At 61.2% G+C, this 25,913-nt stretch carries 19 protein-coding genes; 10 read left to right on the top strand and 9 right to left on the bottom strand.

The annotated features are described in order from the left end of the window. Position 1: 1 nt before the first annotated feature. Positions 2–1,153, top strand: coding sequence for an acyl-CoA dehydrogenase family protein (locus tag C8K58_RS04295; RefSeq protein WP_108573108.1), 1,152 nt, complete (start codon positions 2–4; stop codon positions 1,151–1,153). 83 nt (positions 1,154–1,236) lie between these two features. On the opposite strand, the gene C8K58_RS04290 is transcribed toward C8K58_RS04295, so the two are convergent. From C8K58_RS04290 to C8K58_RS04275, 4 genes are read right to left on the bottom strand one after another with little or no spacing between them, the layout of a single operon-like run. After that, positions 1,237–2,010, bottom strand: coding sequence for an enoyl-CoA hydratase (locus C8K58_RS04290; RefSeq protein WP_027605868.1), 774 nt, complete (start codon positions 2,008–2,010; stop codon positions 1,237–1,239). Between the two features lie 11 nt (positions 2,011–2,021). Then, a complete protein-coding gene (locus C8K58_RS04285) occupies positions 2,022–3,149 on the bottom strand; it encodes an acyl-CoA dehydrogenase (RefSeq protein ID WP_027605869.1) in 1,128 nt (375 codons plus the stop codon). Positions 3,150–3,161: 12 nt separating this feature from the next. Beyond that, a complete protein-coding gene (locus tag C8K58_RS04280) occupies positions 3,162–4,346 on the bottom strand; it encodes an acetyl-CoA C-acyltransferase (RefSeq protein ID WP_027605870.1) in 1,185 nt (394 codons plus the stop codon). A gap of 12 nt (positions 4,347–4,358) precedes the next feature. Beyond that, positions 4,359–5,126, bottom strand: a complete 768-nt coding sequence (locus C8K58_RS04275) for an SDR family NAD(P)-dependent oxidoreductase (RefSeq protein WP_027605871.1) — start codon at positions 5,124–5,126, stop codon at positions 4,359–4,361. A gap of 200 nt (positions 5,127–5,326) precedes the next feature. On the opposite strand from C8K58_RS04275, the gene C8K58_RS04270 reads away from it, so the two are divergent. The 4 genes from C8K58_RS04270 (at position 5,327) to C8K58_RS04255 (ending at position 10,631) form a co-directional block, all read left to right on the top strand. Further along, positions 5,327–6,220 carry a bestrophin family protein gene (locus tag C8K58_RS04270; protein WP_027605872.1) on the top strand — a complete coding sequence of 298 codons (894 nt, stop codon included), beginning with the start codon at positions 5,327–5,329 and terminating at the stop codon, positions 6,218–6,220. Positions 6,221–6,291: 71 nt separating this feature from the next. Continuing rightward, complete coding sequence (locus C8K58_RS04265; RefSeq protein WP_092357999.1) at positions 6,292–7,350, top strand: tetratricopeptide repeat protein; 1,059 nt, start codon at positions 6,292–6,294, stop codon at positions 7,348–7,350. A gap of 111 nt (positions 7,351–7,461) precedes the next feature. Beyond that, a complete protein-coding gene (locus C8K58_RS04260; protein WP_027605874.1) occupies positions 7,462–8,964 on the top strand; it encodes an ATPase domain-containing protein in 1,503 nt (500 codons plus the stop codon). Next, complete coding sequence (locus C8K58_RS04255) at positions 8,961–10,631, top strand: ATP-binding protein (RefSeq protein ID WP_027605875.1); 1,671 nt, start codon at positions 8,961–8,963, stop codon at positions 10,629–10,631. Before C8K58_RS04260 ends, C8K58_RS04255 begins: the two co-directional genes overlap by 4 nt. A gap of 62 nt (positions 10,632–10,693) precedes the next feature. On the opposite strand, the gene C8K58_RS04250 is transcribed toward C8K58_RS04255, so the two are convergent. The 5 genes from C8K58_RS04250 to C8K58_RS04230 form a co-directional block, all read right to left on the bottom strand. After that, positions 10,694–11,071 carry a response regulator gene (locus C8K58_RS04250; RefSeq protein ID WP_027605876.1) on the bottom strand — a complete coding sequence of 126 codons (378 nt, stop codon included), beginning with the start codon at positions 11,069–11,071 and terminating at the stop codon, positions 10,694–10,696. 78 nt (positions 11,072–11,149) lie between these two features. Then, complete coding sequence (locus C8K58_RS04245; protein WP_027605877.1) at positions 11,150–12,343, bottom strand: hybrid sensor histidine kinase/response regulator; 1,194 nt, start codon at positions 12,341–12,343, stop codon at positions 11,150–11,152. Next, the gene (locus C8K58_RS04240; RefSeq protein ID WP_027605878.1) at positions 12,337–12,936 is read right to left on the bottom strand and encodes a chemotaxis protein CheB; all 600 of its coding nucleotides are present in this window, start codon (positions 12,934–12,936) and stop codon (positions 12,337–12,339) included. The genes C8K58_RS04245 and C8K58_RS04240 overlap by 7 nt, the downstream gene beginning before the upstream one ends. Continuing rightward, the gene (locus C8K58_RS04235; protein WP_169899613.1) at positions 12,933–13,763 is read right to left on the bottom strand and encodes a protein-glutamate O-methyltransferase CheR; all 831 of its coding nucleotides are present in this window, start codon (positions 13,761–13,763) and stop codon (positions 12,933–12,935) included. The genes C8K58_RS04240 and C8K58_RS04235 overlap by 4 nt, the downstream gene beginning before the upstream one ends. Further along, positions 13,764–17,261, bottom strand: coding sequence for a response regulator (locus C8K58_RS04230; RefSeq protein WP_027605880.1), 3,498 nt, complete (start codon positions 17,259–17,261; stop codon positions 13,764–13,766). Positions 17,262–17,491: 230 nt separating this feature from the next. On the opposite strand from C8K58_RS04230, the gene C8K58_RS04225 reads away from it, so the two are divergent. The 5 genes from C8K58_RS04225 to C8K58_RS04205 all read left to right on the top strand — a co-directional run bounded on the left by C8K58_RS04225 (position 17,492) and on the right by C8K58_RS04205 (position 25,911). After that, a complete protein-coding gene (locus C8K58_RS04225; protein WP_133822104.1) occupies positions 17,492–21,046 on the top strand; it encodes a hypothetical protein in 3,555 nt (1,184 codons plus the stop codon). Between the two features lie 238 nt (positions 21,047–21,284). Then, a complete protein-coding gene (locus C8K58_RS04220; protein WP_092357991.1) occupies positions 21,285–21,650 on the top strand; it encodes a response regulator in 366 nt (121 codons plus the stop codon). 201 nt (positions 21,651–21,851) lie between these two features. Next, the gene (locus tag C8K58_RS04215) at positions 21,852–23,252 is read left to right on the top strand and encodes a DUF1254 domain-containing protein (RefSeq protein WP_027606558.1); all 1,401 of its coding nucleotides are present in this window, start codon (positions 21,852–21,854) and stop codon (positions 23,250–23,252) included. A gap of 131 nt (positions 23,253–23,383) precedes the next feature. Further along, positions 23,384–24,931: a J domain-containing protein gene (locus C8K58_RS04210; protein ID WP_092357989.1), complete on the top strand. Its 1,548-nt coding sequence runs from the start codon at positions 23,384–23,386 to the stop codon at positions 24,929–24,931. Further along, positions 24,928–25,911, top strand: coding sequence for a DUF3829 domain-containing protein (locus C8K58_RS04205; protein ID WP_092357986.1), 984 nt, complete (start codon positions 24,928–24,930; stop codon positions 25,909–25,911). The genes C8K58_RS04210 and C8K58_RS04205 overlap by 4 nt, the downstream gene beginning before the upstream one ends. Positions 25,912–25,913 lie beyond the last annotated feature (2 nt).

The following is a 25,913-nucleotide window of genomic DNA, read 5'->3' as shown; positions in this document are numbered from 1 at the left end:
CATGCAAGACATTGAATATACTGAAGAACAGGTAATGATCCGTGACATGGCGCGCGACTTCGCCCGTGGTGAAATCGCCCCCCATGCCCAAGCCTGGGAAAAAGCCGGCTGGATCGACGACGCCCTGGTGGCGAAGATGGGCGAACTGGGCCTGTTGGGCATGGTAGTGCCGGAAGAATGGGGCGGTACCTATGTCGACTACGTGGCGTATGCCCTGGCCGTGGAAGAGATCTCGGCTGGCGATGGCGCCACCGGCGCACTGATGAGTATCCATAATTCAGTGGGTTGCGGGCCAATCCTCAACTACGGCACCGATGCCCAGAAACACACCTGGCTGGCCGACCTCGCCAGTGGCCAGGCGATTGGCTGCTTCTGCCTGACCGAACCCCAGGCCGGCTCCGAGGCCCACAACCTGCGCACCCGCGCCGAACTGCGCCACGGCCAGTGGGTGATCAATGGCGCCAAGCAGTTCGTCAGCAACGGCAAGCGCGCCAAGCTGGCGATTGTATTTGCCGTGACCGACCCGGACCTGGGCAAGAAAGGCATTTCCGCGTTCCTGGTCCCCACCGACACCCCGGGGTTTGTGGTCGACCGCACCGAGCACAAGATGGGTATTCGAGCCTCGGACACCTGCGCCGTGACCCTCAACCACTGCAGCGTGCCCGAGGCCAACCTGCTTGGCGAGCGCGGCAAAGGCCTGGCCATCGCCCTGTCCAACCTCGAAGGCGGTCGCATCGGCATTGCCGCCCAAGCCCTGGGCATCGCCCGTGCGGCCTTTGAGGCGGCGCTGGCCTATGCCCGCGACCGGGTGCAATTCGACAAGGCGATCATCGAACACCAAAGCGTGGCCAACCTGCTGGCGGACATGCAAACCCGCCTGAACGCTGCCCGTTTACTGATCCTGCATGCGGCGCGCCTGCGCAGCGCCGGCAAGCCCTGCCTCTCGGAGGCGTCCCAGGCCAAGCTGTTTGCCTCGGAAATGGCCGAGCAGGTCTGCTCCAGCGCGATGCAGATTCATGGCGGCTATGGATATCTGGAGGATTACCCGGTGGAGCGTTACTACCGGGACGCGCGGATCACGCAGATTTACGAAGGGACCAGCGAGATACAGCGGATGGTGATTGCCCGGGAACTCAAAAACTACCAGCTGTAAGAACTGCAAGTCTTAAGCTGCAAGCTTCAAGTAAAAGCGCATTGGCGATTACTTGAAGCTTGCAGCTATACAGCTGGCAACGGCTACTTATCCTTGAACTCCGGCGCGCGCTTGGCCACAAACGCCGCCATGCCTTCCTTCTGGTCCTGCGTGGCGAACGCGGCATGGAACACCCGGCGCTCAAAGCGCACGCCTTCCGACAGGCTCACTTCAAACGCACGGTTCACGCTTTCCTTGACCATCATGCTGATCGGCACCGATTTGCCGGCAATCAGCGTGGCGACTTTCAGCGCTTCGTCGAGCAGTTCATCGGCGGGAACGATGCGCGCGACGATCCCGCAGCGCTCGGCTTCCACCGCATCGATAAACCGTCCGGTCAGGCACATTTCCATGGCCTTGGCCTTGCCCACGGCGCGGGTCAGGCGTTGGGTGCCGCCCATGCCCGGCAGCACGCCGAGGTTGATTTCCGGCTGGCCGAACTTGGCGCCGTCACCGGCCAGGATAAAATCGCACATCAGCGCCAGTTCGCAGCCGCCGCCGAGGGCGAAGCCGTTGACCGCGGCGATGATCGGCTTGCGCCGGTTGGCGACGCGATCGCTGTCGCTGAACAGGTCGTCGAGGTAGATCTGCGGGTAGGTCAGCTCGGCCATTTCCTTGATGTCGGCGCCGGCGGCGAAGGCTTTTTTCGAGCCGGTCAGCACGATGCAGCCGATTTCCGGGTTGGCTTCCAGGCCATCCAGGGCCTGGTTCAACTCACTGACCAACTGCGCATTCAGGGCATTCAGGGCTTGCGGGCGGTTGAGGGTAATCAGCCCGACGCGGCCTTGGACTTCGAGCAAAATCGTTTCGTAACTCATGTATCGGCTCCTTAGAGATTGCGTGAGATGACCATGCGTTGAATATCGCTGGTGCCTTCGTAAATCTGGCAGACCCGCACATCGCGGTAGATCCGCTCCACGGGGAAGTCGCTCAGGTAACCGTAACCGCCGAGGGTTTGCAAGGCGGCGGAGCAGACTTTCTCAGCCATTTCCGAGGCGAACAGCTTGGCCATGGAAGCTTCGACCAACGCCGGCTTGCCGCTGTCCCGCAGGGCGGCGGCGTAGTGCACCATCTGCCGCGCCACGGCGATTTGCGTGGCCATGTCCGCCAGGCGAAAGGCCACGGCCTGATGCTCAATGATCGGTTTGCCGAAGCTTTCGCGCTCGCGGGCGTAGTCGCGTGCAGCCTCAAACGCGGCGCGGGCCATGCCTACCGATTGCGAGGCGATGCCGACGCGACCGCCTTCAAGGTTGGCCAGGGCGATCCTGTAGCCCTCGCCCTCCTCCCCAAGGCGGTTGGCCACCGGCACCTTTACATCCTCGAACAGGATCTGGCAGGTATCGGAGGCATGCTGGCCGAGCTTGTCCTCGACCCGCGCCACGCTGTAGCCCGGCGAATCGGTGGGCACGATAAACGCGCTGATCCCACGCTTACCCGCTGCGGGGTCAGTCACCGCGAACACAATCACCACCCCGGCATTCTGGCCGGAGGTGATGAACTGTTTGCAGCCATTGAGCACGTAATGATCGCCTTCACGGCGTGCACGGGTTTTCAGGCCACTGGCATCCGAACCGGCTTGCGGCTCAGTCAGGGCGAAAGCACCGAGCATGGCGCCGCTGGCCAGGGGCTTGAGGAATTGTTCTTTCTGCTGATCGTTGCCGAAGCTCAGGATCGGCACGCAGCCCACCGAGTTGTGCACGCTCATGATGGTGGAGCAGGCGCCGTCACCGGCGGCGATTTCCTCCAGGGCCATGGCGTAGGCCAGGTAACCGGTGGCGCACCCGCCCCACTGTTCGGGTACCAGCATGCCGAAAAAGCCCAGTTCGGCCATCTCGCCGATGGCTTCCTTGGGAAAGCGGTGCTCACGGTCCCACTCGGCGGCAAACGGTTTGAGCCGCTCCTGGGCAAATTGCCGGGCGGCGTCGCTGATTTGCAGTTGTTCGTCATTGGGCAGCATTGGGCTCAGTCCTTAATACAGGCATTCGACGGCCATGGCCGTGGCTTCACCGCCGCCGATACAAATGGCGGCGACGCCCCGCTTGAGGCCTTTCTGGCGCAGGGCCGAGAGCAGAGTGACCAGGATCCGCGCGCCGGACGCGCCAATCGGGTGGCCCAGGGCGCAGGCACCGCCGTGGACATTGACCTTGGCGTGGGGGATTTCCAGCTTGCTCATGGTCACCAGGCTGACCACGGCAAAGGCTTCGTTGATTTCGAACAGATCGACGTTGTCGAGGCTCCAGCCGGTCTTGCTCATCAGCTTGCGAATCGCGCCCACCGGCGCCACCGGAAACAGCCCCGGTTCATCGGCAAACGCCGCATGCCCGTGGATCACCGCCAGCGGCTTGAGCCCACGCTTTTGCGCCTCGGACTCACGCATCAGCAGCAACGCTGCCGCGCCGTCGGAAATCGAGCTGGAATTGGCCGCCGTCACGGTGCCGCCTTCGCGGAACGCCGGTTTGAGGCCGGGGATTTTTTCCGGCCTGGCCTTGGGCGGTTGTTCGTCATGCAGGATGGTTTTCTGCTCTTTGCCGACGGTGACCTGTACCGGGACAATTTCGGCGGCGAAGCTGCCATGGGTGATTGCCTCCTGCGCACGGGTCAGCGACGCGATGGCAAACGCATCCTGCGCCTCACGGCTGAAGCCGTTGAGCTGCGCGCACTCCTCGGCAAAGGTGCCCATCAGGCGGCCCTTTTCATACGCATCTTCCAGGCCGTCAAGGAACATGTGATCGATGACGCGGCCATGGCCCATGCGATAGCCGCTGCGTGCGCGGTCCAGCAGGTAGGGCGCGTTGGACATGCTTTCCATGCCGCCGGCGATCACCACGTCGACGCTGCCGGCCAGCAGGGAATCATGGGCGAGGATCGCCGCTTCCATGCCCGAGCCGCACATCTTGTTGAGGGTGGTGCAACGCGTGGACTTATCCAACCCGGCGCCCAAGGCGGCTTGACGCGCAGGCGCCTGGCCCAGGCCGGCCGGCAGCACGCACCCAAACAACACTTCATCCACGGCATCGGCGGCGATGCCGGCACGCTCGACCGCCGCTCGGATGGCGGCAGAGCCCAGTTGCGGTGCGGTGAGGCCCTTGAGGTCGCCCTGGAACCCGCCCATGGGCGTGCGCACGGCGCTGACAATCACGATGGGATCATTCATGGCTCATCCTCCTTACTTGGCCGCCATGCGCAAGGCGCCGTCGAGACGGATCACCTCGCCGTTGAGCATGCTGTTTTCAATGATGTGCCGCACCAGCGCGGCGTATTCGGCAGGCTTGCCCAGGCGTGGCGGGAACGGCACGCCGGCGGCCAGGGAGTCGCGTACTTCCGGGGTCATGCCGGCCATCATCGGGGTTTCGAAAATGCCCGGGGCGATGGTCATCACGCGAATGCCGAAGCGCGCCAGCTCCCGTGCGGCGGGCAGGGTCAGGCTGGCTATCGCGCCTTTGGACGCCGCATAAGCGGCCTGCCCGATCTGCCCGTCGAACGCAGCCACCGAAGCGGTGTTGATGATCACCCCGCGCTCGCCGTCGGTGTTCGCTTCCGTTTCGGCGATCGCCGCCGCCGCCAGGCGCAGCAGGTTAAAGCTGCCGATCAGGTTGACGTTGATCACCTGGGCAAAGCTGGCCAGCCCATGGGGGCCAGTCTTGCCGAGGATCTTTTCACCGCGCACCACCCCCGCGCAGTTGACCAAGCCATGCAATCCGCCAAACGCCGCGACCGTTGCCTGCACGGCGGCTTCGGCTGCGGCCTCCTGGCTGATATCCGCCACTGCGCTGCGGGCGTTGTCGCCGAGCTGCCTGGCCTTGGCCGCCACGGCGTCGGCATTCAAATCCACCAGCATGACCTTGGCGCCGGCCGCGACCAGCATATCTGCGGTGGCCGCACCGAGGCCGGAAGCGCCGCCGCTGACCAGAAAAACCTTGTTCTCAATCTGCATTATTGTTTCCTTGAACGGTCGAGATCGTCGAAATAGTCGCTCTGCAACGCCACGGCAGCAATGGTCAAAGCCTTCAACATGGCTGACTGGTTTGGCCAATCATCGACCGCGCTGATCGTCCGGTCAGCCCAAGCGATTGGACGTGCGCAGTGCAAGCTCCTAACCTGAGGGCCTGCGCCACCGAAGAAGTCCTCCCCGCGATGATCGTACGTCCCAAACCGAACCTGCTGGGCATCCTGTTTTCCCTCAAGGGCTCGATTGCCAAGCGCATCGCCCTGCGCAGCCTGCTGGTCACGCTGCTGGCGTCGGTGATCGTGTTGGTGGAAACCCTGCACCCGGCCTATTTCTCCAAGGTCAACGCCACGCCCTTTACGTTGCTCGGGCTGTCGCTGTCGATCTTCATGAGTTTTCGCAATAACGCCTGCTATGACCGCTGGTGGGAAGGCCGCAAGCAACTGGGGCAGATGATCATTGAGGTGCGCTCGCTGATTCGCGAGACCCAGGTGCTCACTGACCCGACGGAGCGTGGGCGCCTGCTACGGGGCCTGGGCGGCTTCGCCCACGGGCTGGTCGCGCGCTTGCGCCACGAAGACGAAGCCCGGGCGATCCAGCCCTGGGCCAGTGTGGAAGCGAGTCATCCCAACCTGCCTGACCGGGTGCTGCAACAGATTGGCGCGGGATTTTCCGCCCTGGCCGAGCAAGGCGCCCTCAGCGAATGGCGTTACACCCAGTTGGAAACCCGCCTGGTCAGCCTCAGCCAGGTACAGGCCGCGTGCGAGCGCATCAAAAGCACGCCGCTGCCCTTCCCCTACACCTTGCTGCTGCACCGCACCATTTACCTGTTCTGCATCCTCTTGCCGTTCGCCATGGCCGAACCCCTCGGCTGGCTGACGCCGGTGTTTACCGCCATTGTCAGCTACACCTTCTTCGGCCTCGATGAGATCGGCGACGACCTGGAAGACCCTTTCGGCTTTGACGAAAACGACCTGCCCTGCAATGCGATCCTGCGCACCCTGGAGCGTGAGCTGCTGGCCGCCCTCGGCGAAACCGACCTGCCGCCGGCCCTGGAACCGGTGGAATACGTGCTGACCTGATGCGGGTTTGACACCTGCCGTGGTCTGGCCGAAGCTTGCGGCTTTGCTTCTTCAGCTTTTCGGACGCCTGCATGTCAAAGTCACGCCGTTACTCCATCATCGGCCTGTGCGCCCTGTTGTTGATTGTGCTGATCACCTGGTATTTCTCCCGCACCGCCCAGGTGGCCGTGCCTCCTGCCATTGCCCACGGTTACTCAAAAGCCTTGAAACAGGCGCATAACGGCGAGCCGGGCGCCGCGCGCGTGCTGTATCAGCAACTGGGCCGGCCGGACCTGTCACCCGAACGCCGCGCCGCGCTGCATGCCGAATTGCCCAACTACCCCAGCCCCCAGGCCTTGAAGCTCGCCGACAAAGACCTCACCAGCGACTCAGCGTTGGTGCGCGAAGCGGCCATCCACAGCATTGTCGGCCTGGTGCCCAGCGGCCAGCGCACCCTGCTGCTCGGCCCGGTGCTCGATGACCCCGAACAAAGCGTACGCTTTGCCGCCGCCAATGCCCTGCTCGGCCTGTCGCCCGACACCTTGGGCCTGTACTTCGGGCCATTGCAGCAGGTATTGGACGAGTTCGTGAAAAAGCTCAAGGCCCAACCGGAAACGGCCGAAGGCTGGATTCAACTGGCGCGCCTGTACATTCACAGCGCCCTGCTGCCGGAAGCGCAAAACGCCTTGGAACAGGCCATGCGCTTGCAGCCGGACAACCTGCAAGCGGTGGTCGCGCAGATCGAGTTGCTGGATAAACAGGGCAAGACCGATGAGTCCCGCCAATTGCTGGCCCGGCAATTGGCGGCGCACCCTGAGTCGGCCTACCTGCAACATGCCCTGGGTATGTGGCTGCTGCACCATGGCGAGCGCCCCTATGCGTTGCTCGGCCTGTCCAAGGCCGTGGAGCTGGAGCCGGACAATCAGGATTACCGCTACGACCTCGCTACCACCCTGCATGCCCAGCAGGAATTGGAAGCGGCCCAGCGCCAGTTGGAGGAAATCGTCCAGCGCCACCCGGCCAATCGCAAGGCCCGGGTGCTGTTGGTCAACTATTGGAAAGAAAGCGGCCAATTGCAGAATGTGCAGGTGCTGCTCGCCCAGCTCGAACAGCAAAACCCTGACGATCCGGCACTGCAGCAAGGCCTGTAGGCACAATAATCGCGCATCAGTTTGAACCGCCACAAAGCGCTACGGTCAAGAGAACATGGCGCGTCCACCTGGATGCGCATCCTCTACTCGTATGTGACCTGAGGGCACTTCTTGTCTACATCCAAAGCGTTGTTAACCGAAAAAGCAGCCATCGGCATCGAAGGTCTCGACGACATTCTTGCCGGAGGGCTATCGCGCAGCCACCTGTTCCTGCTGGAAGGTGAGCCTGGCACCGGTAAAACCACGGTCGCCCTGCACTTCCTGCAGGCCGGGGCGAAAGCGGGTGAGCGAACGCTCTACATCACACTGTCCGAAACCGAGCGTGAGTTGCGCCAGGGCGCCGAGTCCCACGGTTGGGACCTGGACGACAATATTCATATCTTCGAGCTGACCCCGCCGGAGAGCCTGCTGGATGCCGAGCATCAGCAGAGCCTGCTGTACTCTTCGGACCTGGAGCTGGGCGAAGCAACCCGGCAGATCTTCGAAGTGGTGGAGCGGGTCAAGCCGACCCGAGTGGTCATCGACAGCCTCTCGGAAATCCGCCTGCTCGCGCAAAGCTCGCTGCGCTATCGCCGCCAGATCCTGGCGATCAAGCATTACTTCGTGCGCTACGACGCCACCGTGCTGCTGCTCGACGACCTGACCACCGAATCCCTCGACAAAACCGTGCACAGCGTGGCCCACGGGGTGATTCGCCTGGAAGAACTGACCCCCAACTACGGCGCCGAACGCCGTCGCGTGCGGGTGGTGAAATATCGCGGGCAGAAATATCGGGGTGGGTTTCACGACTTCACCATCATGCACGATGGCATCCACGTCTTTCCGCGCCTGGTCGCGGCCGAGCATCGTGGCGGTTACATACGCCAGACCTTGAGCAGTGGCATTCGCGAGCTGGATGCCCTGATGGGCGGCGGCGTAGAGACCGGCTCCAGCAGCCTGATTCTCGGCCCGGCCGGTACCGGCAAGTCGCTGATCTCGATGATTTTCGCCGCAGCGGCGGTAGGCCGTGGCGAAAAGGCCGCGCTGTTTATCTTCGATGAAGAACTGGGTTTGCTGTTCGAGCGCATGAACAATATGGGCATCGACCTCGCCGCCTTGCAGGCTACCGGCAACCTGCTGATCGAACAGGTGGACGCGGCCGAACTGTCCCCCGGCGAGTTTTCCCACCGCGTGCGTCGTTGCGTGGACGAGCGCGGGATCAAGACCGTGGTCATCGACAGTATCAATGGCTACCAGGCGGCAATGCCGGAAGAAAACGCGCTGATCCTGCATATGCATGAACTGCTGCTGTACCTCAACCGCCGTGGCGCGGCGACGTTCATGACCGTTGCGCAACATGGACTGGTCGGCGACATGCAGGCCCCTGTCGACATTACTTACCTGGCCGACACCGTGATTCTGCTGCGTTATTTCGAGGCGTTGGGCAAGGTGCGCCGCGCCATCTCGATTATCAAGAAACGCACCGGCGCCCACGAGTCGACTATCCGTGAATACCGTATCAGCAGCCGTGGCATGACCGTCGGAGAACCGCTGGACAATTTCCAAGGGGTTTTGCGCGGCATCCCGACCTACATGGGCGCCGGTTCGCCTTTGCTCAAGGATGAGGGCGTGTGACCACCATTTCACCTGTATCCGAACGCGCAATCGTCCTGGCGCCCATGGGCCGTGATGGTTCGTTGGCGCTGATGATGCTCAAGGAAGCCGGCTACACCGGCATGGTTGCCAGCAGCCTGCCCGTATTGTGCGAGGCCGTGGAGCAAGGCGCCGGCATGCTGATCATCGCAGCCGAAGCCCTGCGCGGCGCGGACCTGGAGCCCCTGCTGGAATACCTGCACCAGCAGCCCGCCTGGTCCGACCTGCCCATCGTGCTGATGACCCATCACGGCGGCAGCGAGCAGAACGGTTCATCCCACCTCAGCGGCCTGCTGGGCAACGTGACGTTCCTGGAGCGCCCCTTCCACCCCGTGACGTTGATCAGCCTGGTGAGCGCCGCCCTGCGTGGACGGCGTCGGCAATATGAGGCACGGGACAGGTTGATCGACCTGAGCGAGAGCGAACTGCGCCTGCAGCGCACCCTTGAGACGCTGGAACAGCAAGTCGAAGAACGCACGGCGCAGTTGCGCAGCAACGAAGAAGCCTTGCGCCAATCCCAGAAGATGGAAGCCGTCGGCCAGTTGACCGGCGGTATCGCCCACGACTTCAACAATATGCTCACCGGCATTATCGGCAGCCTGGAGCTGCTGCGAAGGCGTGTGTCCCGCGGCAAGCTGGATGACCTGGACAGCCTGATCGACCTCGGCGTGACCTCCGCCAACCGCGCCGCCGGCCTCACCCACCGCCTGCTGGCGTTCTCGCGGCGCCAGTCGCTGGATTCCAAGCCGGTACAGATCAACCAACTGGTGACGTCCATGGGCGAGCTGCTGCAACGCAGCCTCAACGAAAGCATCGCCTTGGACATGCGCCTGGACACTCAGTTGTGGACCGCCGAGGCCGACCCCAATCAACTGGAAAGTGCCCTGCTCAACCTGGCGCTCAACGCCCGGGATGCCATGCCGAGTGGGGGCCGCCTGGTTGTCGAAACCTGTAACCGCCACCTCGACAGCGTCTTCACGGCCGCCTACGGCACGCTCAAGCCCGGCGACTACGTGGAACTGAGCGTCAGCGACACCGGCTGCGGCATTCCGGAAAGCCTGTTGGGCCGGGTATTCGACCCCTTCTTTACCACCAAGCCCATTGGCCAGGGCACCGGCCTGGGCTTGTCGATGATCTACGGTTTCGCGCGCCAATCGCGGGGCCATGTAACCCTCCATAGCGAGGTAGGCAAAGGCACCACGGTGAGCCTGTTCCTGCCACGTTTTGTCGGCGAAATCACCCCCGATGTGACCGTGGACCCTGCCCTGTTGCCGATCGCCAACAGGGGGGAAACCGTGCTGATCGTCGAGGACGACCCGGCGGTGCGCGTGCTGGTCAGCCAGGTATTGAGTGAGCTGGGCTACGCCTTTGTCGAAGCGGGCGATGCCGATGGCGCACTGCCGATTATCGAATCCAGCCAGCGCATTGACCTGATGATCAGCGACGTCGGCTTGCCCGGCATGAATGGACGCCAACTGGCAGAGATAGGCAGGCAGGTTCGTCCGGACCTGAAGGTGCTGTTTATTACCGGATATGCCGAGCATGCGGCGGTGCGTGGTGGGTTCCTGGATCCGGGGATGCAGTTGATCACCAAGCCGTTTACCTTTGATTTGTTGACGGCGAAGGTGCGGGAGATGATTCGGGCGTAAATGGCCATTAGCCAAGCAGTGTCATTCAGGCTCAGGAAGAGCCTGATTCACCACTTGGCCCTTCAGGCCAACAAACGCTGTATATGCTCCTGCAAGGTATCCAGGTCAAACGGCTTGGCCAGGATCGGCGCATTGCGCGTGATCGGGCTGTTGCAGTCGAGAATTTCCTGGGGGTAGCCGCTGATAAAGATCACTTTCAATTCCGGGCGCAACTTGATGGCCGGCTCAGCGATCTGCACGCCGGAAATCCCACCGGGCAAACGGTAGTCGGTGACCATCAGGTCCAAGTGTGGCTTGGTGGCGAGGATTTCAAAGGCCTGCTCCCCGTTGATCGCCTTCAATACCCGATACCCCAGGCCGGCCAGGTACTCACCCAGCACAAACATAATGGATTCGTCGTCCTCGACGATCAGTACGACATCTTGTGCATCTTCACTCATGGGAAGCCTTTGTCCGGTCAATTGCTGCAATTACGACCATGGGGTCACGTAGAGGTTGCGTCGGGGTGACGATTGATTTCATGCCGACGGTTCAAGGGGCAGGCACACCCGGAACAAGGCGCCCTGGCCTATCTGGCTCTCGACCTCGATGGTGCCGCCATGGGCGGCCACGATCTGTTCGGAAATAAACAACCCAAGGCCCAGTCCCGCGGCAACCTGGCTGGCTGACACCCGTTCGAACTGCTGGAAAATACGCTTCTGGTTCTCTTCGCTGATGCCGATCCCGTGGTCACGCACTTCTACCCTGGCTTCGCCATGCTCGGTATACACGCGCACCTCCACCGGGCTCTTGGCCCCGTAGCGCAGGGCGTTGGTCAGCAGGTTGGTGACCACCTGTTCGATACGAAACTCATCCCAATTGCCCACCACCGGCCCCTCGGCCGCCAGGTGCATCGACGATTCGGCGGCGGCTACCTGCGGTGCGAAATTCTCCACCAGGTTGCTCACCAATTGCGCCAGGTCGAAGCGCCCCGGGCGTATCGACAGTTTGCCGGTGCGGATACGCGAGACGTCGAGCATGTCTTCGATCAGGCGGATCAGGCTCTGGATCTGGCGCTCATCGCGGTCGACCATGGCGTGCATCTTGTCCAGAGTGAACGCGGCGGCGTTATCCCGGGCCAGGTGCATCTTGCGCAGCTGGGTTTCGAGGATCAGGCCGTTAAGGGGCGTACGCACCTCGTGGGCGACGATCGACATGAAGTCGTCGCGCATGCGCACTGCCTGCTCCAGCTCGGCCTGGGTGGCCTGCAGGCGCGTGAGCAACAGCTCCTGCTCGCGGCGGCTGCGTTCCAGGGCTTCGACTTGCTGCTTCATCGCCTTGCTCTGGCGGTACAGGTCGACAAACACATTGACCTTGCTCTTGACCGCGTGGATATCCAGCGGCTTGTGCAGGAAGTCCACGGCGCCACTTTCATAGCCCTTGAACGCATAGTTGAGTTCACGGCCGGCGGCGCTGACGAACACAATCGGGATGTTCTTGGTTTTCTCGGTGCCGCGCATCAGTTCGGCCAGCTCGAACCCGTTCATGCCGGGCATCTGCACATCGAGAATCGCCATGGCGAACTCGTGTTCCAGCAACAGGGACAAGGCTTCATCGGCGCTCAAAGCCTTGAAGACCTGACGGTCCTCGCGCTTGATCAACGCTTCGAGGGCCAGCAGGTTTTCCGGCAGATCATCGACGATCAGCAGTTTGGCCTGGACAGTACTTAACATGGGGAGGATTCCAGGGAAGCCAGCAATGCGGCAATGTGGCTCAGGGTCAGAATATGGTCAGGGGTGTGCAGGGCCAGGGCCGCCCGCGGCATCACGGCAATCCGTGCTTCGCTGGGGTCCTGGACCACCGTGGTACCGCCCGAGTGCTTGACATGGGCCAGCCCGTGGGCGCCGTCCTGATTGGCCCCCGTCAACAAAATCGCCAGCAGGCCCTTGCCATAGGCATCGGCGGCGGAGGCAAACAGGTAGTCGATCGCCGGCCGGGAATGGTGTACCCGCTCTTCCTGGCTGAGGGACAGGCTGCGGTCATGCTCGACCGAAAGGTGATAACCGGGCCCGGCGAAATACAACGTGCCCGCCTGGATCGCTTCCTTGTCCTGCCCTTCCCTTACCGGAATCGGCAGGCGTCGCGCAAAGACTTCCGCCAGTTGGCTGCGGCGCTCATCCGGCAGGTGCAATACGGCAATGATCGGCAGGCCGAAGGTGTCGGGCAGTTCGCTGAAAATACTCAGCAACGCCTCGACGCCGCCGGCGGAGGCGCCGACGACGATGGCTTCAATCCCGCGAATCGGGTTGGCGGCAACGTCGTTCATGATTTGCGGTAGATCCGTTCCTGCTTGACCAAGGGTTCGAATTGCTTGCTGTAGGCGGAAAAGTCCAGGGTTTCCTTACTGCCCAGGACCAGGAAGCCGCGATGGCACAGCGACTCGTGAAACAATCCAAACGCTCGATCCTGCAATTTTTTATTGAAGTAGATCAGAACGTTACGACATGAAATTAATTGAGTTTCTGAGAATACACTGTCGGTCGCCAGGCTGTGGTCGGCGAAGGTCACATTCTCACGCAACGATTTGTCGAAGATCGCGTAATCGTAAGCCGCCGTGTAGTAGTCGGCAAATGATCGCTGCCCCCCGGCCTGCTGATAATTGGCGGTGTAGGCCCGCACGTTCTCCAGGGAGAAGATGCCTTGCTTGGCTTTATCCAGGGACGCGGGGTTGATGTCGGTGGCATAGATGATCGTGCGTTCCAGCAGCCCTTCCTCACGCAGCAGGATGGCCATGGAGTACACCTCCTCGCCTGTGCTGCAGCCGGCAATCCAGACCTTGATCGACGGGTAAGTCTTGAGCAGCGGCACCACTTCCTGGCGAATGGCCAGGAAGTGCGACGGGTCGCGAAACATCTCGCTCACCGGGATCGTCAGGAACTGCAGCAACTGCATGAACGCTGCCGGGTCATGCAACACCCGCTCCTGCAGCGCAGAAATCGTAGCGCAGTCGAACTGGCGCAAGGCATGGGCCACGCGGCGTTTGACCGACGCGCCGGAGTAGTCGCGAAAGTCGTAGCTGTACTTGAGGTAAATCGCCTCGATCAACAGGCGCAGCTCAATATCGCTGCTCTTCTCCAAAAAACGTTGCTCCACTTAAATGCGTTCCATCTTCGGTAGCCACACGCGAATCAGCGAGAACAGGCGATCCAGGTCGATCGGCTTGGCCAGGTAATCGTTGGAACCCGCCGCGAGGCAGCGCTCCTGGTCGTCTTTCATGGCCTTGGCCGTCACCGCGATGATCGGCAGTTTCTTCCAGCGCGGGTCCTGGCGGATCAAGGCCGTGGCCTCGTAGCCGTCCATCTCCGGCATCATCACGTCCATCAGCACCAGGTCGATATCGTCGACTTCATTGAGTCTCTCGATGGCTTCGCGGCCGTTACGCCCGATCACCACCACGGCACCTTTATGCTCCAGGGCGCTGGTCAGGGCGAAGATGTTACGCACATCGTCGTCCACCAACAGAATCTTGCGCCCCTCGAATACCTTGTCGCGGCTGCGGGCGGTCTTGAGCATCTTCTGGCGGTCATGGGACAGCTGGGATTCGACTTTGTGCAGAAAGAGTGTGACTTCGTCGAGCAGGCGCTCTGGCGAACGGGCGCCCTTGATGATGATCGAGCGCGAATACTTGCGCAGTTCGGCCTCTTCATCGCGGGTCAGGTTGCGCCCGGTGTAGACGATCACCGGCGGGAACGAGCAGATATCTTCGGTGGCCATGCGCTTGAGCAACTCGTTGCCCAGCATGTCCGGCAGCTTGAGGTCGATGATCATGCAGTCATAGACGTTGGTGCGCAGCAGCTCCAGGGCGGCCTGGGCGTAGCCGACATCGGTGATTTCGATGTCATCGTCGCCGATCAGGCGGGCAATGCTGTCGCGCTGCAGGTCATCGTCCTCCACCAGCAGTACGCGCTTGACCTTCTGGGTCAGCTTGGCCTCAAGGCGCGCAAACACGTCCTTGAGCTCTTCGCGCGTCGTCGGTTTTACCGCATAGCCGATGGCGCCCATGTGCATGGCGGCTTCGACACGGTCTTCCACGGAAATCACGTGCACCGGGATATGGCGCGTGTTGGCGTGCTCCTTGAGGCGTTGCAGCACGGTGAGCCCGGAATGGTCCGGCAGGCGCATGTCCAGCAGGATTGCATCGGGAATGTACTCCTCGGCCAGGCTGTAGCCCTCGTCCGCGCCGTGGGCCACCAGGCACTGGTAACCCAGCTCATGGGCCAGGTCGAACAGGATGCGGGCGAAGTTCGGTTCGTCCTCCACCACCAGGATGCAGCGGGTGGTGAACGGCGCCTTGTCGCGGTCATCGGCGAAGCGCGGGATCTGCCTGGTGTCGGCCACCGGCAGCGGCGAAATTGCGATGGGCGTGGGTGCGGGCGCTGTCACCACCTGGCGCGGTTGCTCGATCGGCGCGGCATCTTCCTCGCGTTCGACATACTGCTCCGGCAGCACCAGGGTAAAGGTACTGCCTTTGCCGGGTTCGCTGGTCACGCTGATATAGCCGCCAAGCAACGCGGCCAGGTCGCGGGAAATCGACAGGCCCAGGCCCGTGCCGCCGTAACGGCGGTTGGTGGTGCCATCGGCCTGGCGGAACGCCTCGAAGATGCTTTCCTGCTGGTCCGGGGCAATCCCGATGCCCGAATCGCGCACGGTAAAGGCGATGCCTTCCCCCGGCGCGCGGGACACCGACAGGCTGACCTCGCCTTGCTCGGTGAACTTGATCGCGTTGGAGAGCAGGTTCTTGAGGATCTGCTCCAGGCGCTGGCGGTCGGTGAACAGCATGATCGGTGCATCGGCCTGCACCTGCACCTGGAAGCCCAGCTTACGGTCGGCGGCCAACGGTTCGAACATCCCGCGCAGGCCATCGACCAGGCGCGTGACGCTTGAGTTTTCCGGGCGCACTTCCAGCTTGCCGGCTTCCACCTTGGAAATATCCAGGATGTCGTTGATCAGGTTGAGCAGGTCATTGCCCGCCGAATAGATCGACTCGGCAAACTTGACCTGTTCGGCGCTGAGGTTTTCCTGGGGGTTTTCCGCCAGCAACTTGGCCAGGATCAACGAACTGTTCAGCGGCGTGCGCAGTTCGTGGGACATATTGGCGAGGAACTCGGACTTGTACTTGCTGGAGCGCTGCAATTCATCGGCGCGATCTTCCAGCTCCAGCTGGGCCTGGTTGAGTTCGACGTTCTTGCGGTCCATGGCGTCGCGCTGCTCGGCCAGGGTCTGGGTCTGTTCGGCCAGTTGCTCGTTGGTCTGCTCCAGCTCGGCCTGCTGGGTTTCCAGGTGAGCCTGGGACTCCTTGAGAATGCGCGACTGTTCTTCGAGTTCTTCGTTGGCGGTCTTGAGTTCTTCCTGCTGTACCTGCAGTTCTTCGTTGAGCTGCTGGGTTTCGGCCAGCACTTCCTGCAGGCGTTGGCGATAACGGGCGGCCTCGATGGAGGTGCCGATATTGCCGGCGATCAGCTCCAGCAGTTCGACGTCGCGCTCCTCCAGCGGGCGCAAAAAGCCCAGTTCGATCACACCGTTGACGCGGTCGTCATCGCTGGTCGGAACCACCAGCACGCTGCGGGTCGAGCCTTCGCCCAGGCCGGAGCTGACCTTGAAGTAGTCCACCGGCACGTCGTCCAGGCGAATCAGGCGATCGAGCTGGGCGGCCTGCCCAACGATGCCCTCATCGCTGTAGATCGACTGCTCCAGCTGTTCCTGCTCGCGGGAGAAGCCATAGGTGGCCACACGCTTGAGGCCGCCGTGCTCTTCGCGTACATACAGCGCCGCCACCGCTGAGCCCATGTACTGGGCAAAGAACTGCAGGATATTGCGTCCGAGCATGTTGAGGGTGAGTTGACCGAGCACTTGTTCGGCCAGTTCGGTCTGGCCGTTACGCAGCCAGGCCTGCCGCTCCAGACGCTGCGCAATCTTCTGTTGTGACGCGAGGTTTGCGCTGTAACTATCTGACAGAGAAAGTAAATTTTTTCTACCGATATACGCCAGGATCCCGCTCAGGCCGAGAACGAACAACAGATAGAGGGTGACGCTGATCACCGTGGTGCGCGTGACCTGTTCATTGCGAGTGATCCGGAACTGCTGCTCCATCGCCACCGCGTCTTCGTATTCCTTGCGGATTTCGTCGGTCAGGCGCTTGCCGCGGCCGGACTTCACGGCGTTGCGATAGTCACCACTTTGGCGCTGCAGGTCGATCATCGACTGGGCGTATTTGTTCCATTCGGCTTGCAGGGCTTCCAGGCGTTTCAGACGGTCCACCTGTTGCGGGTTGTCCGCCACCAGCTCCTGCAGGTTACGCAGGTCGGCAATGATGCGCGGCTTGGCCACTTCGTACGGGTCGAGGAAGTGCTCGTCCCCGGTGATCAGGAAACCACGCATGCCGGTTTCAAGATCGACGGTCAGCTTGGACGACTCATTGAGGTTGTTGATGACCCGGTCCGTGTGTTCCACCCACTGGATCACCGAGAGCAAATAGGTGATCAGACAGACGAAAAACACCGCGCTGAGCACGCCCACACCCAGGGGCAATGCCACGTTTCGGCTGAGCAGTGTACGAAAGCTCTTTTCATCGACGGACGACGCGGGAGTCATGGGCATGCCTTGGCCAAATAGGGAAAAACCGGGAGTTTGCCCCAAAGTGTCGGTAGAGGGCTACGTTTCTGACGCGGATTAAGGTTTAAACCCATGAACACGCCCAACTTGCCACCGCCGACGCCCGACATTTATGGAACCAATGCCGGAGGAACACCTTGGTGCGCTCCCGACACTCAACGGAGGTCTGAAGCAGGTCCAGGGAGGACCAACAACCACAGGTAATGAAGATGGCATCCTCATTGAGCTTCCAACCACGCCCCTCGGTTATAGATCACTCCATTGCATCGACGCCTGCTCAGTCGCAGGCCACCCCTGGTAACACCCTGTCCACCCACAGCGACCCCGTCGCCACATCTGCACGACGCTCCGCGGATGAATCGCAGCCTCTTTCACCCCAAGCACGCGCACAGGCAAACGCACAGAACTGGAAAAACCTCGCGCACCAGCTCACCGAGGCGACGAAGAGCCTGGGAGAGGACGCGGCTCCAGCCGCCGTGTTGTCACATTTGAAAACCACTCAAACAGTCATTGATCCACACTCGGCCTTTCACGCGTCCGGCGCTCCGGGCAGCGACTCCACTGTCAACCTGGAAAGCTTTATCAAGCACCATGATTTACCTATCCCTGAAACCCGAGCCGACCTGCTTCACCTGGCAGATGCCGCGAACGCCCGCGCCTTGGAACCGCCGCTGGGTGATCTCGGCGGAGGCTTATCCTGGCCCCTTCCCCTGACCCAGGAACAACGCCGCAAGATACGGGTCATCGTCGAGTCCGGCATCCTGCGCCGCATTATCCAGGCAGAGCCCTCCTTAGCTCGGGCAGAGCTGGCCAAAGGGGCGCTGGGTGCGCTTATCAAGGCCAGCGCGCTTTCGGATGTCGAACTGCAAGACCCCGCGAGGGCGCTGGACACCCTGCTCAAGTCCCCCATGGCCCAGACCATAGGGCAGACAATCCAGGGCGGGCTGAATGGAATCGCCACGCCCACCAGTATCAGCGACTACCTGTTGGCCGCCCTTCACATCGGTCTCGATCGTGAGTCCGTCGTGTTGCCTGTGAGAAATTCAATCGCTGGCTTTGACTTGGGCCATCAAAACTATTGGGGCCTGCCACCGTCAGCCATCGTCCAGGGGCTCAGTGATCATCTGGTGGCTAAAGGCCGGGCTACGCCAGCCACGGCCAAGCTGGCCACTCACCTGTTGCTGTCACGTACAGCGCCCCAGTTCCTGGTCAGGGATATTCCCGGCTCGCTGGTCAACGGCAGCCAGGCCTGGGTGAGTTTCTGCCTGGCGGTGGCCAAGGTCGAGGCGAGTGCCCCGGGGACGGCATCCCGGATGAGCTACGGCCAGGTCATGAGTGCCGCACAAGCCCTGAATGATCCAGCGGAGCACATCATCACGCCCTTGTTGCTGGATTGGGGCGTGTCCAACGGACTGGTCGCAAAGAAGGACGATGCCTCCTACACCCCTCAGGAAGTGGACAGCATCCGGACCGCGTTCAATGAGCAGTTAAGCGCCAGAGTCAAGGCCTCCCAATCATTGATGGCCGAGACTCCAAGCAGAAAAGCCATCGCCCTGGAAAAGCTCAAGGAGCACTTTGGCGAGGGCATCGACTTTGAGTCAAAAAGTCTCTCAACCGTTTCCGATGACGAGGCCAGGCAACTGCCTGGCAAGCACTCGATGCTGGACATGGCCATGATGGGCATTAACGTCAACTGGAGAACCGACGACCCTGGCCTTCCTATCCACGCGATCAACCAGCAACCCAGGCTCAACGTCAATGGGACATTCCTGGGGCAATACGAATCGGCAATTCAATCACTCAAAGATGGCATTCAGACCCAGGTAAAACACATGATTTCCGAGCTGCCACTGGAAGATCGGAAAAACCTGGAGTTCGGTAAAATCGAATTATTTCAATACAACCAATACAAGATTGGCAGGGGTTTCATAAACCCGGCCGCTTTCCAATCCAAGCTCAACGAATTGCTGGTAAGAACCGAAAGGCAGGTTGACGGAAAAACCGAGGTCAATGTTTATGAGATCGATGTCCGGAACAAACGCATCGTCAAGCGACAGAGTGAGGCAGCCATTACGCGGGGTGAATGGCGCGACGCGAATATATTGACCAAAGTCGAAAAGTTCACCCCTGGGCATCAGGACCGGCTCGGGCAAGAACAGCCGCCGGAGGACCCTTCTCGTCCCCCATCGAGTTTCACCTCTGCCCGAACACACGACCTGGCAGGCGCTTTTTTTGAGCACCTTGATATCGAAAGCCAATGGCAGCAAGCCAATGGAAGCACCACACTCGATCAGCAGAAAGAAAATGATGAGCGACTGAGGCAGTTTTCTCTCAACTTGATTCCCTTGAGATCGGCCATTGTCAACTTCCGCGACGGTGACTATGAAGCCGGGCTCATGGACCTTGGCCTGGATGCGCTGGGGCTGCTGACCGCGGGCTACGGTGCGGGCGCAAAGGTCGCCAAGGTGGCTTCATCCTCGGCGTCCGCTGCCATGAAGGCACTGCAGGCGGGTCGCGTCATCGGCAGTAGCCTTATCAGCTCGCTCAACCCGTTGAGCGGAGTGAGGAGCGCGGCGACGGGAGCCGCCAAGCTGGCCACGCGCGGCGCAAGATTTCTCGGCGATTCCGGGCAGTTACTGATCAACAAGGTGCGTGGCGCGTCCGGAAGCTATGACCTGTTGAAGGCCGCAAACAAGGAACATGGCCCGACGCTGATAGGGTCTTATAAGGTCGGAGAGCAAAGTGTCGAAGGCTTTGCCGTGTTGAAAAACGATCAGTGGTTCAGTTATGACCCTGTCCGGAACCTGCCCTATGGCCCGCCAATCGAGGATTTCTCCCCCCTGCGCGGCAATCTGTTCGGTAGAGTCGCAGATAAATGCCTGGCGAGTGTCGGAACGAATATCGCCGGCGCGAGAACCTCCAACACACTTCCAAAATTCAACCTGGGTTATCGAAACGGCGCATTGGATGATCTGCCGGATTACGCTGGACAGCGCAGTTTCGAGGCGTTGATGGCATTGGCGGCAAAACCTGGTAGGACCCCTGAAGAAATGGGGATTCTGGCCAGGGAGTTGAAGGCCAAAAGAATTGAAGAGGGCGAGTATTTCACTGCGTTGCTTACCCGCGACGTCGAGAATCTTCCCGGCGTCTCCATCAATCGCTTTGCCCAGACGGACTACCTCGGCCGTGTTGATTTGACCTCCAACGGAGATTGCGCAGGGCTATCGAATGCTATGGCGCTCGCCTTGCACCGAGGAGACGAAACAACATTCCTCGACAACCTTCGCAAGGCCTCCACGACTAAATCTCCCTCTTCGCTGCATGACAAATTCAATCAGGATTTAAAAACACTGCATTACGCCGTAAACACAAAAGACACCTTCCATATAAACGCCACCCCTTCACTGTTCAATCCTCAGTCCATCATTGACGATCTGAGCAAGTCCACGACGTCAAAATACCTGAGGATCAGCACGGAAGATCACGCCATGCTGGCAGGCATCAGAGTCAAGGATGGCCAAAAAGAGTGGTTTTTCTTCGAACCCAATAGCGGGATGGTCAGGTTTGACAACGTAGAGTCCATGCGCGAAGGCGTCGAAAAAATCCTCAACAGCGGCAGTATCAGCAGCACCTTGAAACCTAAGGTTTCGCCGGCGGGCAAAAAGGAATTCCACGTGAGCGCGTTCCAGCCCAATGACATCGTCACAGACAAGATCGACAGTTTTGCGGTTTCAATGATGGTGTCCACGCCCTTGCCGTCTTGATGCATGGGATTGCCCCGGCCCCCGGCAGGGCTGGGGCTCCTGAAAAAGCAAGGCGTTGAACGGCGCGCAGGAGGGTGCCACTGATAGCTCGCGGCCCCTCGTGGTTAACGCGACATTTTCCTCCATTCCCGTCACAATGCCCGCGCCAACGGAACTTGCCGAGATTGACGCGACTCATTAGAGAATGGTCTTTCAACCGCTAAAGACCTGCACCTCCATTTTTTCGGGAACCCTCATTATGTCCGCAGCCCCCTCCACCCTCCTTGTCGTCGAAGACGATGCCATCGTGCGCATGTTGATCGTTGATGTGCTCGAAGAGTTGGAGTTCCTGGTGCTTGAAGCTGCAGACGCTGAAGAAGCCTTGAAAATTGTCGAAAATGCCGCGCAGCACATCGACCTGATGATGACCGACGTCGGCCTGCCGGACATGGACGGCAAGCAATTGGCAGCCAAGGTGCGAGCGTTGCGCCCCAGCCTGCCGATCCTGTTTGCCAGCGGCTATGCCGAGAACATCGATGTGCCCGCCGGCATGCAGGTGATCGCCAAGCCGTTCTCCATCGATCAATTGCGCGACAAAGTCAAATCGATGCTGCCTGCCGCCTGACCCCCCCCCCTCTTTTACACAATGCCGCCCATCGAGGCGGCTATTTGTGCGTCTTTACCCACAGGTTCAAGCCGCCGTACGGATCGGCATTGATGAGTTCGCATAATTCGCAGGGATTAACGTGACGTTCGGGAAATAAAACAGGAAACTCATCGCCTTTATTCCCCGTCAGTCAAACGCACTTTGGAAGGACGCGACAACATGATTGGAAAACCGACGCGCCTGCTGTTGGCGAGCCTCTCGATACTCATGAGTACCGGCGCCTGGGCCGACTTTACCGCCACCCCCAGCGAAGCCCGGGCCATCGCCAAGGAAGCCTACCTGTATGGCTACCCGGTGGTGGAGATGTACAAGACGCTCTACACCCAGGCCGTCGACAAGGGCGGTGCCAACTTCAAGGCACCGTTCAACCACATCGGCAACACTGCCCAGATCGTCACTCCCAAGGACACCGCCTTCGCCACCCCGAACCTGGACACGCCCTACTCCTTCGTCTGGCTGGACCTGCGCAGCGAGCCCCAGGTCCTGACACTGCCCAGGATCGAAGACAACCGTTATTACTCGGTGCAGTTGATCGATCTCTACACGCAGAACATCGCCTACCTGGGCACCCGCAGCACCGGCAACAACGGCGGCCACTACATGATCGCCGGCCCTGACTGGAAAGGTCAGCAGCCGGTCAACGTGGACCGGGTGGTGTACAGCGAAAGCAACATCGCCTACGCCCTCTACCGTACGCAGTTGTTCGACGAGAAGGACCTGAACAAGGTCAAGCAGATCCAGAACGGCTACAAAGTGCAGTCACTGAGCAGCTACGTGAAGCAAGCCGCGCCGGCCAAGGCTCCGAAAGTGGAGTGGCCCAAGCCCATGGCGACCATGACCGAAGGCCCGCAACTGTTTCGCTACCTGAACTTCATGCTGGCCTTCGCCGCGCCCCAGGACAGCGAGAAAGACCTGCTGGCGCGCTTCGCCAAGATCGGTATCGCCCCAGGCGCGCCCTTCAAGGTCAAGGCGTTGACCGCTGAACAGCGCAAGGCCCTGGAAGACGGTATCTCCGATGCCCGCGCCGAGTTTGCCGCGTTCAAAAAGGACAAGGTCGACACGCATCAGGTCTCCAGTGCCGATTTGTACGGCAGCCGCGACCACCTGAACAACAATTACCTGTACCGCTACGCCGGTGCGGACATGGGGGTTTTCGGTAACTCCGGCGATGAGGTCGCGTACCTGAGCTACGTCATCGACAGCGAGGGCAAGCCTGCCAACGGCGCACGCCACAGCTACACCGTGCATTTCGCCAAGGACCAGTTGCCACCGGCCGATGCGTTCTGGTCGCTGACCATGTACGACGCCAAGACCAAGCAACTGGTGCCCAACCACAAGAAACGCTACCTGATCAACTCGCACATGCTGTCCGGCCTCAAGCGCGACGCCGATGGCGGCCTGACCCTGGCCCTGCAGCACCACGAGCCGCCTAAAGCCGAGCAGAGCAACTGGTTGCCGGCCCCACCCGGTCCGTTCTACGCAATCCTGCGGATTTACCTGCCCACGCCTGAGGTGGGTAACGGCCAGTGGAAGCTGCCGCCGTTGACGCCGCTTAAGTAACACCACGTGCCCGGTCGCCGCAGGGCTGGACCGGGCCAGTCCTACCGCGAGCCCTACCCCCTACTACCGCTGGTTTATCAACCCGTAAAACAGGTAATGTGCGCGCGATTGCCTACGGAGTTGCACTGCACATGACTTGCTGGAATGTCCTCGGCCTGGCCCCGGATGCCGATAGCCGCGCGATCAAGCGCCAATACGCCGCCCTGCTGAAGAAAACCCGGCCGGATGATGACCCCGAGGGTTTCCAGCGCCTGCGCGAAGCCTATGAGGCCGCACTGGCGTGGAGCCAGAGCCTGCAGGAAGTCGACGAAGTGATCATCGACATCCGGGGCGACAGCCTTGCCGACCACTACCAGGCGGCCATGGCCCATGGCAATGCGCTGCACTTTGAAATCCAGCTGTTGTTGCGCGACATCGAGGGGCATCTCAACCCCGAAGACACCCGCTGGGCCTTTGAAACCTTCAACTGGCTGACGGCCTGGCAGCGCCTGGAGTTGCCCGGCGAGCTGATCGAAAGACTCGAGCGCAAGCACCGCAGCGCCTTGCAGCAACCCTTGCGCCAGGCCCTTGAGCAAAAGGACGAGGCTGCGTTCCTGGCTGCCTATGCCGCGCGCTCCGAGCATCCCTGGGTGAACAATCACCCGCATGCCGAGTGGTTCAACCAATGGCTGGCCCGCCTGCTTGCGCAGAGTCACTACTGGTCGAGCGCGGTGTTCGACGCGGTGTGCGCCGGCCAGCACTGGCATGGCGGCGCCGGTCATGACTGCCCGGCGGGGGATTGGGCGCGGCTGTTGCAACGCCAGCAAGGCCCGGTCTTCATGGCACGTCAACGGGCACTGGCCACCGAAGCGCCCAACAGCCCGCAACAACGTGCCGCCCGGCTGCTATTGGCACCGATGAGCCTGGGGCAGCGCCGTGCCTTCGCCCAACGCTTCGATGAACATGACTGGAAAGCTTGCCAGGCACTCAGCGCAGATATCTACGCCGACCATGTGGCCGAAGCCGAAGCGATGCCCGGCGGTACCGTGTATTTCTGGCAAGGCTGGGACACGACCATGGACACCTGGCCCTGGATTGTCGCATTGGTGTTGAGCTGCCTGGTGGGCGTGCTGGTGAATGCCGAGCCCCTGGCCGGCAATGTGCTGCCGACCTTGGGCTACGGCCTGCTGTGGGCGTTGAGCGCCGTGATAGGCGCGGGATTGGCTTGGCAGGTCTGGCGCCCGCTGGCTCATCAGTACCGCGTGCTCGATGAACGATTCAGTGAGCGCCTGCCGCGCTGGTTCAGCCCTACTCACCTGCCGTTGCTGCCGATACGGGACCTGCTGCCAGGGCTGATCCTTGCCGCAGCGCTGGGTTACGCGTTCGGCCCGTTTGCCAGCCTGGCGCTGGTCGCGACCCTGGCGGTTATCGGCGTCATCAAGCGGCCCTTCATGAACAGCCACCCCCCCTGGACCGCCCGCCACCCACGCTGGACGGCCCTGGGCATGGTGCTGTTGGTCACCAGTGGGATTGTGCTGTACGCCGGCTTGACGGTGCTCGACAACCAGCAACACGTGACCCGTAACCAGGGCCTGCAACAGTGGCCCGAACGCCTGTGCAGCCGCATGCCTCGCACCGCCCCCGACTGTCAGGCGCCCGCCACCCAGGCACAGTGGTATGGCCAGGAGGCCGCGCAATGAATCCGAAATGGTTGTTACCCATCAGCCTGGTATTGGGCCTGGGATTGCTCGGTGTGGCCGGCGCCACCAAACCGCTGCAACGCGTGCAATTATGGCTCGACCAACGGGACAGCCCTGCCACCGCGACGGCCAGCGCACTGGCGCCGATCATTGACTGCGTGAACCGCATTGATCGCGATACGCGCCTGGCGTACTACCGTATGCGTTCGACACAGCCCGAAGCGCCCACCCAGGATAAGTTTGGCGACCGTGACGAGCCCGAGCCACGCCTTATCCAGGCGGCGGTCTGTTCGCAGCTGTACACACTCAAACTAGAGCGCCAGCAGCCCGGAAGCCACCTCGGTACTCTCGCCACGGTGTATGCCGACAAGCTGAATAAATTCACCTCGCTGGCGGACATGGTTGACCCGATACAAACCGAAGGTATGCCGTCGAACATGCGCCAGTTTGTGGCGCAGGCCATGAACAAGAGTCTGGAAGGGAAACTGGCTCAGCGGGGCGAAGAATACCTGAGGGCATCCGCCGAGTTACGCACCCAGTTGGAAAACGAAGACATCCATCTGCGTCCGGTACAACTGGCGCGAATCGAATCGCGCTTCGGCCGGGACCTGCATTGGCACCTGCTCAACCATATGATCGCGGCTCGCCAGGCGATGAACCAGATTGACCAGGGTGTACGCGACGCCAGCCTGACGCCCCAGCAACTGCTCAGTTTGACCGAGACGCTGCAACAGGCCAGCGATGCCAGCAAGGCCTTCCTGGTTAAAATGCCACGCAGCAAACGGGAGGATGAGGCTACTCACCTCTGGTATGCCACCCGCTCGTCAGCCGACGCGTACCTCCAGGCGTTGCGCACCCTGCATCGGGACTGGCGGGAACACGCCCCACCACAGCAACTGAGTGATGACTACTACCTCATCACCCGTCGCTACGACGCCCTGCTCAGCTACTACAACAAACCCGCCAGGAATGCGTTCTAGTC

Origin of the sequence: Pseudomonas sp. GV047 (assembly GCF_003058245.1) — a bacterium.
Taxonomy (GTDB): domain Bacteria; phylum Pseudomonadota; class Gammaproteobacteria; order Pseudomonadales; family Pseudomonadaceae; genus Aquipseudomonas; species Aquipseudomonas marginalis.
Note: the sequence above shows the minus strand (reverse complement) of the source record. Positions and strands in the feature narration are given on the sequence as shown.